Raw genomic sequence first — 14,194 nt, 5'->3', positions numbered from 1 at the left:
TGCGTGTTACAGGTTGATGGTGCCGCGGCCCAGTTCGATCACGCGTCCGCCCACGCGGATGGCCTGCCCGGCGGTCACTTCCAGCCGCAGCGTGCACGGCCGGTCGACCGCCTCGCCCTGCGCGATCTGGTATCCGGCCGGTAGCGCGTGGCCGCTGGCGATCAGCCAGCCGCCCAGGTTGGCGCAGGCCGATCCGGTACCCGGGTCCTCGGCCACGCCACCGCCCTGCTTGGTGAAGAAATAGCGCGCCACCACCTGTTCCGGCCGCGTCGGATCGAAGGCAAAGACGTAGGCGGTCTTGCGGCCCAGGCTGCTCTGCGGCCAGGACGCCAGCCGCGCGCTGTCGGGCTGCGCGCGGCGCACGGCGTCGACATGCTTCACAGGTACCAGCAACTGGTCGGCGCCGGTGTCGACCCACATCGGCGAAGCCAGCAGGTCGGACTCGGCAAGGCCGAGCAGGGAGGCCATTTCCGCATCCGGCAGGCCGGCCGGTGCCGTCTTCGGCTGGCCCGCATGCGGCGCAGTGAAGGTCCACACATCGCCCTGCGCGGTCACCGGAACCACGCCCGCCTTGAATTCGAGCGTGAGCGCGTCGCCGGTAGCGGCCAGGTCGCGCACCACATGTGCCGTGCCCAGCGTGGGATGGCCGGCAAAGCGCATCTCATAGCCCGGCGTGAAAATCCGGACCTGGGCGCTGGCTTGCCCGGAGGGCAGGATGAAGGTGGTCTCGGACAAGTTGAACTGCAGCGCCAGGGCTTGCATGGTGGCGTCGTCGAGCCCGCGCGCATCCTCGAATACGCACAGGGGATTGCCGCCGAAAGTGGATTCGGCGAAGACGTTGAGCAGGCGGTAAGCGTAGGCGGTCATGGCTGTTCGGGCTGGAAGTGGAAGGGGCCAGTGTAAATCGCCACCCGGCGTACGCCATGCACAGTCGAAGGGATGGCTGGCAGGCCAGTTGCTGACAGTTGGCCTGGGTGCGGGACCGGCAGGGCCCGATCCATGCGAGGCCGGCGTCCGTGCGGCCGGTTCCGGCATGACCGGATTTCCGGCGAATCCGGAAGAACCTAGGGGTATTCGCTGCTAAATGCGAATACTGGCTGACGGTATAGTAGCGGCGCCGGTGGCTTGTCTCGGTCCGGCCAATCCAGCATGAAGGCCACCGGAGGATGCCCATGGCGAGCAAGACGGACTTGTTTGGTGGCTTGGCCACGACGTTGAGCGTATGGATCGCGGCGGCGGCCGGGCTTGCCTGTCTCTCATCGGCGGTCGCGGCCCCTCTCTCCTTCGCATCGTCTCCCGCCGAAATCGCAACGACCGTGCTCGAGGATGAACCCGGTACCGTGGCGGTGGGCATCTGGCGGGACAAACAGGATCGCTACGCCGTACAACGTCGTCGCGTGGGCGCGGCCAGTGAGATCGTGGAGGGCGGCGATCCGGAAGCACAGCCGTTATTCGAGATCGGCTCCATCAGCAAGTTGTTCACGGGCCTGCTGCTCGCACAGGCGGTCGAGCGCGGCGACCTGTCGCTGGACGACAACCTCGGCAAACTTCTGCAGGGCCACGCTGCGCTGAAGCCGGAGACCGCCGCCATCACGCTGCGCCAGCTCGTGACGCACAGCGCCTGTCTGCCCCGCGAGCCGCAGGATTTTCCCGGCTACGGGACCGAAAACCCGTTCTCCCGGCATGACCGCCGGAAGCTGCTTGCCGGTCTTTCCGGGCTGACGCTGGAACACGCGCCGCCCTGCGGCGCGGCGTACAGCAATCTGGGGATGGGCTTGCTCGGGCAACTGCTTGCCGACCGGTACGGCAAGCCTTGGGATGTGCTTGTGCGCGAGAACATCACCGGACCGCTGGGCATGCGCAGCACGTTCCAGTTCCCGGGGCCGCAGGCCAAGGCGCTCGCGCCCGCCTATAGCCACGAAGAGACCCGGGCGCCATGGGACTTCGATGCATTGTCGGGCGCCGGCGCGCTGCGCTCGACGGCCCCGGACCTGCTCATCTTCGCGCGCGCCATGATGGCAGGCAGCGCCGGGCCGCTCGGTCCGGCGGCGGAACGGGCGCTCACGCCGCTGGCCCGCTACCGTGGCGAGGAGATCGGCTACGCTGTGCTGATCCGCGGGCCGGCCGGCCATCGCACGTATTACCACGACGGACTGACAGGGGGCTATCGCGCCTTGCTGGCCTTCGCGCCGGACACGCAGGAAGCGGCCGCCGTGCTGGTGAGCAATACCCATGCGCCTTCATACAAGGTCCTGCTGGGCATCACCGCCAGCCGCTACCCCACCATGCCGGCGGCGCCCGCGCTCGCGCCTGGCGTGCTGGCGGAGTACGGCGGGATCTACCAGGTCGACAAGAGCAATTACGTCACTATGGTGCCGCAGGATGGCACGCTGTACCGGCGCGCCACGGGCGGGGGGTTCCGCCCGCTATCGCCGGCCGGGCACGACACCTTTGTCGACACCGAGGTCGGCGTGCAGTATGTGTTCCGGCGCGAAGCCGGCGAGATCGTTGGGTTGGACTATTCGCTAGGCGGCGCCGGCTATTCCGCGCTGCGCACGAAAGCGGCCGCGCCGGCGATTGCCGTCGTGCCGCTCGACAGGCAACAGGAATACGTCGGCCGCTATCGTAGCCAGCGGCTGATTCGCACGGACCTGATCTTTGATATCCGGGCCGAAAACGGGCAGCTCGGTGTGCGATCCGGAAACTGGCTGCGCAGGCCGGTGTTCCCGGTGGCAGCGCAGGCCGACCGCTTCGTCTACGAGAACGGACTTGCCCAACTCCAGTTCGAGCGCGATGCGGCGGGGCAGGTCACGGGCGTTGTCCTCTACGAGAGCGGTGTGATTCGCCTGCGCCGGATGCCTTGAGGCCGATGGCGTGCCCCGGGACGCCAACCGCCAAAAAAAAAGCGCCCACGTTGCCGCGGGCGCTCTCCCAGTACTGCTATCGGGAAGTCAGAAACCTACTGCCTGTCCATCGCGCCGGCTGTCGCTGGCGGCCACGTAGCCATGCTCGGCGTCTTCCGACAGGCGCCAGATGAACTGTCCCGAGCCGAAATCCATGTAGGGATCGTCGACCGACTTGAGCTGGTGGCCGCGTGCCTTGAGGCCCGCCACCACGGCCGGATCCATGGTGGATTCGATGTCCAGCGTGAAATCCCGGTTGACCTTCCAGCGCGGCGCGCAGCAGGCGGCCTGCGGCTGCTGGTTGTAGTCCACCATCCGCACCACGGTCTGCAGGTGGCCCTGCGGCTGCATGTCGCCGCCCATCACGCCGAAGCTCATCACCGGCTGGCCGTCCCTGGTGAGGAAGGCAGGGATGATGGTGTGGAAGGGGCGCTTGCCGCCAGCCACCACGTTGGCGGACTTCGGGTCCATCGAGAAGCCCACGCCGCGGTTCTGCAGGCTGATGCCGGTGCCGGGCACGACCACGCCTGAGCCGAAGCCCATGTAGTTCGACTGGATGAACGAGATCATCATGCCGTTCTCGTCGGCTGCGGTCAGGTAGATGGTGCCGCCGACCTTGGGCATGCCGAAATCGAAATGCGTGGCGCGATCCATGTCGATCAGCCTGGCGCGCGACTTCAGGTAGTCGTCGTCGAGCATTGCCTCGGGCGTGACTTCCATGCTGGCCGGGTCGGCCACATAGCGGTAGAGGTCGGCAAAGGCCAGCTTCATCGCCTCGATCTGCAGATGCTGGGACTCGACCGAATCCACCGGCAGCGAGGCCATGTCGAACTGGTTGAGGATGCCGAGCGCCACCAGCGCGGCAATGCCCTGTCCATTCGGCGGAATCTCGTGCAGTTCATAGCCGCGGTAGGACTTGCTGATCGGCTTGACCCATTCCGGCTTGTAGTTGCGCAGGTCGTCGGCCGTCATGGCGCCGCCGCATTCCTTGCTGAAGGCAGCGATCTTCGCGGCGATCTCGCCTTCGTAGTAATCGCGGCCATTGGTGTCGCCAATCTTGCGCAGTGTCTCGGCGGCGGCCTTGAGCGTGAATTTCTCGCCCACCTTGGGGGCGCGGCCATTCGGCATGAAGGCCTCGGCATAGCCGGGCTGGTCCTTCAGTTCGGGCACGGCGGCGGCCCACTTGTGCGCCACCACCGGTGGCACGGCGTAGCCGCGCTCGGCGATCTCGATGGCGGGTTCCATCAGTTCGGCGAAGGGCAGCTTGCCGAAGCGCTCATGCAGCGCGGCCCAGCCGGCGATCACGCCGGGCACGGTGACGGCGTCCCAGCCGCGCACGGGGCGGTTGGCGATGCCATTGGCGTCCGTGCCGTACTTGTTCTTGAAATACTCGGGGCTCCACGCCGCCGGGGCTACGCCCGAGGCGTTCAGGCCATGCATTTCCTTGCCGTCCCACAGGATGGCGAAGGCGTCGCTGCCCAGGCCGCACGAGACCGGTTCGACAATGGTGATCGCCGCCGCTGCCGCGATGGCCGCGTCCACCGCGTTGCCGCCCTTGAGCAGCATGCGCAGGCCGGCCTGCGCTGCCAGCGGGTGGGAGGTGGATACCACGTTGCGCGCGAACAGCGGAATGCGCACGGAAGGGTAGGGATTGGTCCAGTTGAAGTTCTGCATGCTTGCCTCGGTTCGGTTCGCTGTCCTGGCGGGGGGGCCGTGCCTGTCGGCTCGCCAGGATTCGCGCTTGTATTGGCGCCCGCCTCCCGCATCGGCGGGGACGGGGCGTACGGCGGAAGTCGCTGTGACTCCGGCGCCGTTATTCCACGGTGATCTTGCGGTCCTTGATCAGCTTACCCCAGCGCGCGCTGTCCTTCTTCACCATGGCGGCGAACTGCGCCGGCGTGCCGCCGACGGGTTCGGCGCCCAGCTTGCCGAGGCGTTCCTTCACGTCCGGCGACTGGATCGCCTTGTTGAATTCCGCATTGAGGCGGTTCACCAGTTCGGCCGGCATTTGCTTGGGGCCGTAGATGCCGAACCAGGTATCGGACTCGAAGCCCGGCAGGCCGGACTCGCTGACGGTGGGGATCTCGGGTGCCAGCGGCGAGCGCTTCAGGCTGGTCACGGCCAGTGCCTTGAGCTTGCCGTCCTTCACATGCGGCAGGCCGGAGACGATGCTGTCGAACAGGATCTGCACCTTGTTGGAGATCAGGTCGGGCACGGCCAGCGCGGTACCGCGATACGGGATGTGCGTGATGAATACGCCGGCCTGCGCCTTGAAGGCCTCGGCGGTCAGGTGCACCACGGTGCCGTTGCCGCTGGACGCGTAGTTCAGTTCACCTGGATGCTTCTTGGCGTAGTCGATCAGTTCCTTGACGTTCTTTACCGGCAGGCTGTTCGGCACCACCAGCACGTTGGTGGCGATGGCCACCTGGCTGATCGGCGTGAAGTCGGTCTCGGTGTTGTACGGCAGGCGGGGGTTGATGTACGGCCCGATCGAGTGCGTGCTGGTGGTGGCGATCAGCAGCGTGTAGCCGTCGGCCGGGGCCTTGGCGGCCATGTCCGAGCCGATCGCGCCACCCGCGCCGGGACGGTTGTCGACCACGATCTGCTGGCCCATGTTGGTGCCCACTTTCTGCGCGATGGCGCGGGCCAGCAGATCGGTGGCGCCGCTGGCCGGGAACGGCACGATCAGGCGGATCGGCTTGTTCGGATAGGTGTCGGCGAGTGCCGGGACGGCGCTCAGCGCGAGGCCGGTGGCGAGGCTCGTGCCAAACAGGCGCAGCCAGTGTTTCATGGTGATCTCCGGATCTGGAAGCAAGGCAGTGCGGGCCGGTGCCGGCCTTCGGGCAACGCACCGCGCGCAGGCCGAGGCTGGTGGCGCCAGGCCCGCGTTGATGGTGCTGCGCATCATTATTCCGTGCAGGGCATCATAATGAAAGCTAATATTTCTTTCTTGTGTCTCAATGTTTTCTTAAGTATCGGCATGGCCGGTCTGCCTCATTTCGCGAGCCCTTCCCATGAGCACCATCCGTTTCCTGCGCACTTTCGTTGCCGTGGCCGACCACGGTTCCTTTGCCGCTGCCTCCGAGCGGGTGGCGCTGACGCAGGCCGCGGTCAGCTTGCAGATGCGCGCGCTGGAGATTGAGCTGCGCCGCGAGCTGTTCGACCGGGGTGGCAGGGTGGTGGCGCTCAATGCCGGCGGCCGCGAGCTGTTGCCGCAGGCGCGGCGCATGCTCGCGCTCTATGACGAGATGCGCTTGCCGCCTGAAGCGCCGGACGCGATGGCCGGCGCGGTGGCGGTGGGGGCGGTGGTCTCGGTGATGGGCGGGCTGTCGCATGTGGTGGCGCGCATGAAGCGCGAACATCCGGCGCTGGACGTGCGCCTGGTTGGCGCCAAGTCGATCGAACTGGCGGCCCAGGTGGAAGCGGGCGAGCTTGACGCGGCAATGCTGGTGGAGGGGACTGGCCGGCTGGCCGGCACCCTGGCGTGGACGCCGCTCTACCAGGAGCCGCTGGTGGCGATTGCAGGGCGTGACAGCCCGGGGGCGAACGCGCGCGAGGCGCTGGCGGCCAACCCCTTCCTGCGATTCGACCGCGGCCAGCGCACCGGCTTGCTGGTGGAGCGGGCGCTGCGGCGCGCGCACCTGCGCGTCAACGAGTTCCTGGAACTGAACTCGATCGAGGCGCTGGTCGAACTGGTGCGCCAGCAGGTGGGCGTGACCGTGGTGCCGCTCTTGCAGCGCGCGCGCTGGCGGGAGGACGAGGCCTTGCGCATCCTGCCCCTGGAAGTGGGCGGCGCCCCGGTGATGCGTACCATCGGCATGCTGGAGCGGCGCGACCATGCGCGCCGGCATGTCGCGGCGGCGGTGCGGGAGGCTTGCGCGGGATTGTTCGATGCCCCGGGCGGCGATGGCGTGGCGGCGCAGCCGTGAGGCGAAGCAGCGCACTTCTCGTGGCCATGGAAGCGAAGCAGGCATAAAAAAAGGTGCCTGGCGGCACCTTGAGGGTCTTGCTGGCACGGTCGCTCGCGGCCGGCACGTTGGCTGGCCGCGGGACTTGCTGGATTATTCTTCCTGGAACGCTTCTTCGCGCTTGTTCTTGATCGACGGCAGCGCCACGATCAGCACCAGCACGGCGGCGGCGATCAGCAGGCCGAGCGACAGCGGACGGGTCACGAACACCGTGAACTCGCCACGCGACAGCAGCAGGGAGCGGCGGAAGTTCTCTTCCATCATCGGTCCCAGCACGAAGCCCAGCAGCAGCGGAGCCGGCTCGCATTTCAGCTTGATGAACAGGTAGCCGATCACGCCGAAGGCCGCGGTCTGGAACACGTCGAAGGTGGTGTTCTGGACCGAATACACGCCGATGCAGCAGAAGGTCAGGATGGCCGGGTACAGGTAGCGGTAAGGCACCTTGAGCAGCTTGACCCAGATCCCGATCAGCGGCAGGTTCAGGATGATCAGCATGAAGTTGCCGATCCACATCGAGGCGATCAGGCCCCAGAACAGCGCGGGGTTGCTGGTCATGACCTGCGGGCCCGGCTGGATGTTGTGGATGGTCATCGCACCCACCATCAGCGCCATCACCGCGTTGGGCGGAATGCCCAGCGTCAGCAGCGGGATGAAGGAGGTTTGCGCAGCGGCGTTGTTGGCCGATTCCGGGCCTGCCACGCCTTCGATGGCACCCTTGCCGAACTCATGCGCGTACTTCGAGGTCTTCTTTTCCAGCGAGTAGGCCGCAAACGAAGCCAGCGCAGCACCGCCACCCGGCAGGATGCCCAGCGCCGAACCCAGCACCGTGCCACGCAGCACCGCGGGGATCATGCGCTTGAAGTCTTCCTTGGTCGGGAACAGGTTGGTGATGTGGTCGGTGAAGGTCTCGCGGGCATCCTTCTGTTCCAGGTTCGCGATGATTTCCGCGAAACCGAACACACCCATCGCCACCGAGACGAAGTTCAGGCCGTCGGTGAGTTCAGGCACGTCGAAGGAGAAGCGCGCCGCGCCCGAGTTCACGTCGGTACCGACCAGGCCCAGCAGCAGGCCCAGCACGATCATCGCAATGGCCTTGACCAGCGAACCGGAAGCCAGCACCACGGCGCCGATCAGGCCCAGCACCATCAGCGAGAAGTATTCGGCGGGACCGAACTTGAACGCCAGTTCCGACAGCGGCGCAGCAAATGCCGCCAGGATCAGGGTAGCCACGCAGCCGGCGAAGAACGAGCCCAGGCCGGCGGTGGCTAACGCCACCCCCGCTCGTCCTCGCCTGGCCATCTGGTAGCCATCGATGGTAGTCACCACCGACGACGATTCACCCGGCAGGTTGACCAGAATGGCGGTGGTGGAGCCACCGTACTGGGCGCCGTAGTAAATACCGGCCAGCATGATGAGCGCGGCCACCGGCGGCAGCGTGTAGGTCACCGGCAGCAGCATGGCGATGGTGGCCAGAGGCCCCAGGCCCGGCAGCACGCCGATCAGGGTACCCAGCACGCAGCCCAGGAAGGCGTATGCCAGGTTTTGCAGCGTCAGGGCGGTCGAGAAGCCGAGGCCCAGGTTGGCTAGTAGTTCCATATGGCCGTCTCCTTAACCTGCCAAGAATGCAGGCCACACCGGCATCTGCAGATTGATGCCATACACGAACGCACCCATGCTGATCAGCACCAGGATGACCGCGTTTGCGACAGCGCCTTTCCAGCTGAATTCATGGCTGGCCATCGAGGACACCAGTACCAGGACCAGCACGGACAACACCATGCCCAGCGGCTTGAGCATGAGGCCGAACAGCACCACCGAACCCAGGATCCACAACAGCGTCTTGATGTCCCAGCGCGCCAGCTGATCTTCTTCCTTCTTGGCGGACAGGGAACCCCACAGCACCAGCGCGCCCAGCAGGGCGAGCACGATGCCGAGCCAGAACGGGAAATATCCCGGGCCCATCTTGGCGGCGGTGCCCATGGAATAACCACGTGCGACCCAGGAAAAGCCGAATCCGACCAGGATGAACATCAGGCCGGAGGCAAAGTCCTTTTGGCTACGAATGCGCAAAATGATTCTCCTCGAAAAAACTGCTTGAAATCCGTGCGGCCGTCGATGTTGCAGTGCGCAAAAATGACGCTTGCATTCGTCCTGCCGCTGGCAGGGTGGAAATTAAGGGGGGGACCTTTCAGCTACCTTTCAGATGTCTGCAAAAATGGTCAATCTCCGGGTATCTCCCTAGGCGACATATGAAGGCGGGCCGGACGGCATGGCGCCGGCGCCGGATTGCGCCTCGCAACGGGGGCGCGGCAGTGCTGACATGGCGCTGCGTTATCATCGTCGGCTGCGCTGCCGTTGCCGCCGCGTACGCAGCCCGCGGCCGATGCGGCGCGGCATTGGTACTGAAAGGGAAAGCCGTCTTGGAAAGCATTGACCATGTCATCCTGATCGGCGCCATCGTGATGTCCCTGGGCATTGTGGTGGGCGCCTTCTCGGCGCGCCTGGGCGTGCCTTTCCTGCTTGTCTTCTTGTCGGTCGGCATGCTGGCTGGCGTGGATGGCCCCGGCGGCATCCGCTTTGCCAACACCTGGCTGAGCTTCCTGGTCGGCAACCTGGCGTTGGCGGTGATCCTGCTCGATGGCGGCCTGCGTACCCGGCTGGCGACTTTCCGGGTTGCGTTGCGGCCGTCCCTGTCGCTGGCCACCGTCGGGGTCCTGGTCACGACCGGGCTGGTGGGCCTGTTCGCCGCCTGGGTGCTGGAGATCGACTGGAAGCTCGGCCTGCTGCTGGGCGCCATCGTGGGCTCGACCGATGCCGCGGCGGTGTTCTCGCTGCTCAATACCAGCGGCATCCGGCTCAAGGAGCGGGTCGCCAGCGTGCTGGAGATCGAGTCCGGCATCAACGACCCGATGGCCATCTTCCTGACCCTGACGCTGATCGACTGGATCGCCGCGCCCGCCGGCCTGAGCCCCGGCGCGCTGGTGTGGCGCCTGCTGGTGCAGTTTGGGGTGGGCGGCTTGCTCGGGCTCGGGTTGGGCTACTGCCTGGCCAATGTGATGGAGCGCATGCGCGTGGCCGAAGGCTTGCAGGCCATCCTGCTGTGCTCTGGCGGTGCCATGGTGTTCGCGATCGTGCAGACCGCGGGCGGCAGCGGCTTCCTGGCGGTCTACCTGACCGGCATCCTGGTGGGCAACCGCGACCGTGCGGTCAGCGCCGACACCATGCGGGCGATGGATGGCATGGCCTGGCTGTCGCAGTCCGCGATGTTCCTGCTGCTTGGCCTGCTGGTGGCGCCCCACCGGATCTGGGAAGTGGCGCTGCCGGCGGTGGCGGTGGCGGCCTTCCTCATGCTGGTGGCGCGCCCGGCGGCAGTCTGGCTGGCGCTGCTGCCGTTCCGTTTCAGCGCGCGCGAGAAAGGCTTCGTGGCGTGGATGGGCTTGCGCGGGGCCGTGCCCATCGTGCTGGCGCTGTTCCCGATGCTGCAGGGCATGCCGGACTCCGGGCTGCTGTTTCGCATTGCGTTTGCGGTGGTGCTGGCCAGCCTGCTGCTGCAGGGCACCACCGTGCCGCTGGCGGCACGGCTGGCGCGTGTGTTGCGGCCCGCCTATCCCGAGCCGCTGGCCCGCGCGCGCCTGCACGGCACCCATGGGCCGGCGCTGGAGGTGATGCAGTTCAGGGTCGGGGCGGATTCCCCCACCGAGAACCTGCGCGGCGACCAGCTTGAGTTGCCGCCGCGCTGCCGCTTGCTGACGGTGGTGCGCGACAAGGCCCTGGTAGCACCCGAGCAGACCATGCTGGCGGCCGGCGACGTGGTTGCCATCCTGGCGCCTGCCACCAGCGTGCCGATGCTGGCGCTGCTGTTCCACCGCCCCGGGCCGGCGCCGGCCTGGGGCAAGGCAAGCCATGATTTCCTCTTGTCCGGGGAGGCCATGCTGCGGGATGTGGCGGGGCTTTACGGTACGCGGGAGCTGAGCGCCGACGAAGCCGCCCGGACGCTGGAAGCTGCCATGCAGAAGGCATTTACGTCGCCGCCGGTGGAGGGCGACGCGGTGGAGATCGCTGGATTGAAGCTGACCGTGACGCGCATGGACGGGCCACGCATCATCCAGGTGGGCTTGCTGCTGCCGCGCGCGGAGTCCGGCGCGACCAGTCCGGAGGTGTCCTGACGGCTGGCGGGGACGCCCCGAACAGGAATGAAAAACGGCCCGCGCGGGCCGTTTTTCATTCAAGGGGCGGCGTTTTGCCTGGCGGATCAGTCCACCTTGGCACCAGACACCTTGACGATCTGCCCATACTTCTTCAACTCACGCTGCACCAGCGCCCCGAACTGCTCCGGCGTGGTCGGCGCCGGCTGGGCGCCAATCCGGGCCAGCCTGGCCTTCATGTCGTCGGTCTTGAGGATGGCCACGATCTCGTGGTTGAGACGGTCGACGATCTCCTTCGGCGTATTGGCCGGCGCGAACACGCCGAACCACGTGGAGATGTCAAAGCCCTCCAGCCCCAAGCCTTTGCCAGCCTCCGCAATGGTCGGCAACTCGGGGAAGGCGGCGGCACGCGTGGCGGTGGTGACGGCAAACGCCTTGAGCTTGCCGGCCTTGATATTGGCCGAGGCCGAGGCGAGGTTGTCGAAGATCATGTCGGTCTGCCCGGACAGCACCGACAACTGCGCGGGCGACGCGCCGTTATAGGGAATGTGAACCATGCTCACCCTGGCCAGGCTCTTGAACAACTCGCCGGACAGGTGGCCGGCGCTGCCGTTGCCGCCCGAGGCATAGTCCAGTTTGCCGGGGTTCTTGCGCGCGTACTCCACCAGCTCGCGCACATTGCCGATATGCAGCTCGGCGGCCTTGCCGGGATGCATGACCAGCACGTTGGGCACGTCGGCCACCAGCGTGATCGGGCTGAAGTCCTTAACCGGGTCGTAAGGCATCCTGGCGAACAACGTCGGGTTGATGGCGTGGGTGGCTACCGCGCCCATCACGATCGTGTAGCCGTCGGCGGGCTGCTTGGCCACGTAGTCGGCACCGATATTGCCGCCGGCGCCGGGGCGGTTTTCCACCACGACGGGCTGGCCAAGGCTGTCCTTGAGTTTGTCGCCGATGGCGCGCGCCACGGTGTCGAGCGGGCCGCCGGCCGGGTAGGGCACCACGAACTTGAGGGGCTTGACCGGGTAGGCGGCCGCGGCGGCGGCTGGCGCCGCGCCGATGGCGCCAAGGATGCCAATGGCGGGCAGGGCTGCGGCGAACAGCGCCGCGGCAAGTTTTTGCTTGAACATGGGGATGCGTCGGTAGGGATTGGGAATCTGGGCGCGCGAGGCGGCCTGGGCCTGGCGGCTGGGAATCTCGTTTACAAGCTGGCGGAGCCTACTTCATGCCGATGCCGCGCGCCATCATCACCGCGCATAGCGGCAGCAGGATCAGCAGGTGGGCCTCGATCATGACCCAGCGCCGGGCGGATTTCAGCTCGGCCGGCATCGGCACGAAGTCCGGCAGGCTGCGCGCCTGACGGCGCCAGCGCTGGATGGCGAAGGTGGGCGGCAGCGAGCACAGCGCAATCACTACGAACACAGTGATCTTGGCGTGGAACCACGGGTTGTGCAGGTAGAACTGCGCGCCCTTGGCGCCGTAGAACAGCCGCAGCAGGCCGGTCGCCAGCACCGCCATGGCGGACAGGAAGTAGATCAGGTCGTAGACCGAGAGCCGCCTGAGCGTGGCCGGGGTCATGCCGGGCCGCAGCACGACGGCCTCGGCGGTCATCAGGGCGATCAGCAGGAAGATGAAAGTAAAGTGCAGGAAGGCCAGCAGGGCGTCGGTCAGCATCCAAACTCCTCTCTTGGTGGGGCACGCGCCGGACGCCGGCGCGCACAGGGTAAGGTTCTCTGCTTGTTTCGCTACGGCTACTGCAACTTTCCGCCCGCGCCGCCGGAGCGGCGCAGGCGGCCATGCCTGACTTACAGCACGCCCTTGGCGCGCAGTGCGGCAATCTGCTCCGGCGTATAGCCCAGCATGTCGCCGAGCACGGCATCCGTGTGTTCGCCCAGCAGCGGCGGGTGGCGCACGGCTTCGGGTGGCGTCGCGCTCATCTTGATCGGGCTGCCCACCAGCTTGACTTCGCCGGCGCTGGGGTGCGGCAGGTCCACGCGCAGGCCGCGCGCCTTGACCTGGGCATCGTCGAACACGTCGTCCAGGGTATTGATCGGGCCGCAGGGGACGCCGGCGGCTTCCAGGTCGAGGATCCACTGGGCGCGGGTGCGCGGTCTGACCATCTCGGCGATGATCGGCACCAGCACGTCGCGGTGCGCCACGCGCTGCGGGTTGGTGGCGAAGCGCGGATCGTCGGCCAGCTCGGGGCGCCCGCCGGCGGCGACGAACTTGCGGAACTGCCCGTCATTGCCCACCGCGACGATGATCCAGCCATCGGCGGCCTGGAAGGTCTGGTAGGGGACGATGTTGGGGTGCGCGTTGCCCCAGCGCCTGGGCGCCACGCCGCTGGCCAGGTAATTGGTATTCATGTTGGCCAGCATGGCCACCTGCACGTCGAGCAGGGCCATGTCGATGTACTGGCCTTCGCCCGTACGCTCGCGGTGGGCCAGCGCGGCCAGCACGGCGATGGTGGCGTACTGGCCGGTCATCAGGTCGGAGATGGCCACGCCGGCCTTCTGCGGGCCGCCGCCGGGCAGGTCGTCGCGCTCGCCGGTCAGGCTCATGAAGCCGCCCATGCCCTGGATGATGAAGTCGTAACCGGGGCGGGCCGCGTAGGGACCGGTCTGGCCGAAGCCCGTCACCGAGCAATAGATCAGGTCCGGCTTGATCGCCTTGAGCGAGTCGTAGTCCAGGCCGTACTTCTTCAGTTGGCCGACCTTGTAGTTCTCCAGCACCACATCGCTCTGGGCGGCCAGCGCGCGCACCAGTTCCTGGCCTTCGGGCGTGCTGATGTCGCAGGTGACCGAGCGCTTGTTGCGGTTGGCCGCCAGGTAGTAGGCGGCCTCCGCGGTATCGCGGCCCGCGCCGTCCTGCAGCCAGGGCGGGCCCCAGGTGCGGGTGTCGTCGCCGGCGCCGGGGCGCTCGATCTTGATCACGTCGGCGCCGAAGTCGGCTAGGTTCTGGGCGCACCAGGGCCCGGCGAGAACACGGGTCAGGTCGAGGACGCGGAGGTGGCTTAAAGCTCCCATGGGGTGTGATGCGGATCCGGCAAGAGTGGCAAAGGGAAGGCCGGGCGGCCCCGCCGTCTGTCTGGGCGGCGGCTTGCGGGGCAGTCGGGGCAGGCGTGAAACCGGCCCGGGGGCGTCCGGCAGGGACAGCCAGCACTTTACCACCGGCACGC

General features: G+C 67.0%; 11 protein-coding genes. 3 read left to right on the top strand and 8 right to left on the bottom strand.

The window, feature by feature from the left end:
- Positions 1-6: 6 nt before the first annotated feature.
- On the bottom strand, positions 7-867 hold the full coding sequence (locus tag AC1DS6_RS06615) for a PhzF family phenazine biosynthesis protein (protein ID WP_441624748.1): 861 nt from the start codon (positions 865-867) through the stop codon (positions 7-9).
- A gap of 305 nt (positions 868-1,172) precedes the next feature.
- Here AC1DS6_RS06615 and AC1DS6_RS06610 point away from each other — a divergent pair, with 305 nt between their 5' ends.
- A complete protein-coding gene (locus tag AC1DS6_RS06610; protein WP_477102305.1) occupies positions 1,173-2,864 on the top strand; it encodes a serine hydrolase domain-containing protein in 1,692 nt (563 codons plus the stop codon).
- An 87-nt stretch (positions 2,865-2,951) separates the two neighbouring features.
- Here AC1DS6_RS06610 and ggt read toward each other — a convergent pair whose 3' ends face one another.
- Together ggt and AC1DS6_RS06600 are read right to left on the bottom strand one after the other, a co-directional pair.
- A complete protein-coding gene (gene ggt, locus AC1DS6_RS06605; RefSeq protein WP_477102304.1) occupies positions 2,952-4,577 on the bottom strand; it encodes a gamma-glutamyltransferase in 1,626 nt (541 codons plus the stop codon).
- 139 nt (positions 4,578-4,716) lie between these two features.
- The gene (locus tag AC1DS6_RS06600; RefSeq protein WP_441624740.1) at positions 4,717-5,694 is read right to left on the bottom strand and encodes a Bug family tripartite tricarboxylate transporter substrate binding protein; all 978 of its coding nucleotides are present in this window, start codon (positions 5,692-5,694) and stop codon (positions 4,717-4,719) included.
- A 223-nt stretch (positions 5,695-5,917) separates the two neighbouring features.
- Between AC1DS6_RS06600 and AC1DS6_RS06595 the strand changes: the two genes are divergently transcribed.
- On the top strand, positions 5,918-6,832 hold the full coding sequence (locus AC1DS6_RS06595; RefSeq protein ID WP_441624739.1) for a LysR substrate-binding domain-containing protein: 915 nt from the start codon (positions 5,918-5,920) through the stop codon (positions 6,830-6,832).
- A 132-nt stretch (positions 6,833-6,964) separates the two neighbouring features.
- On the opposite strand, the gene AC1DS6_RS06590 is transcribed toward AC1DS6_RS06595, so the two are convergent.
- Both AC1DS6_RS06590 and AC1DS6_RS06585 read right to left on the bottom strand, forming a co-directional pair.
- Complete coding sequence (locus AC1DS6_RS06590; protein ID WP_045236067.1) at positions 6,965-8,467, bottom strand: tripartite tricarboxylate transporter permease; 1,503 nt, start codon at positions 8,465-8,467, stop codon at positions 6,965-6,967.
- 12 nt (positions 8,468-8,479) lie between these two features.
- On the bottom strand, positions 8,480-8,941 hold the full coding sequence (locus AC1DS6_RS06585; protein WP_035866512.1) for a tripartite tricarboxylate transporter TctB family protein: 462 nt from the start codon (positions 8,939-8,941) through the stop codon (positions 8,480-8,482).
- 350 nt (positions 8,942-9,291) lie between these two features.
- Here AC1DS6_RS06585 and AC1DS6_RS06580 point away from each other — a divergent pair, with 350 nt between their 5' ends.
- Positions 9,292-11,037: a potassium/proton antiporter gene (locus AC1DS6_RS06580; protein WP_477102303.1), complete on the top strand. Its 1,746-nt coding sequence runs from the start codon at positions 9,292-9,294 to the stop codon at positions 11,035-11,037.
- A gap of 86 nt (positions 11,038-11,123) precedes the next feature.
- On the opposite strand, the gene AC1DS6_RS06575 is transcribed toward AC1DS6_RS06580, so the two are convergent.
- The 3 genes from AC1DS6_RS06575 to AC1DS6_RS06565 form a co-directional block, all read right to left on the bottom strand.
- Entirely contained in the window at positions 11,124-12,146 is a 1,023-nt protein-coding gene (locus AC1DS6_RS06575) for a tripartite tricarboxylate transporter substrate binding protein (RefSeq protein WP_477102302.1), read from the bottom strand.
- Between the two features lie 88 nt (positions 12,147-12,234).
- Complete coding sequence (locus AC1DS6_RS06570; protein WP_441636563.1) at positions 12,235-12,690, bottom strand: DUF2214 family protein; 456 nt, start codon at positions 12,688-12,690, stop codon at positions 12,235-12,237.
- 131 nt (positions 12,691-12,821) lie between these two features.
- Complete coding sequence (locus AC1DS6_RS06565) at positions 12,822-14,042, bottom strand: CaiB/BaiF CoA transferase family protein (protein ID WP_441636565.1); 1,221 nt, start codon at positions 14,040-14,042, stop codon at positions 12,822-12,824.
- Positions 14,043-14,194: the final 152 nt, after the last annotated feature.

This window comes from Cupriavidus sp. 05L310, assembly GCF_056398185.1.
The sequence above is the reverse complement of the archived record's forward strand: the minus strand, read 5'-3'. Positions and strand labels throughout refer to the sequence as shown.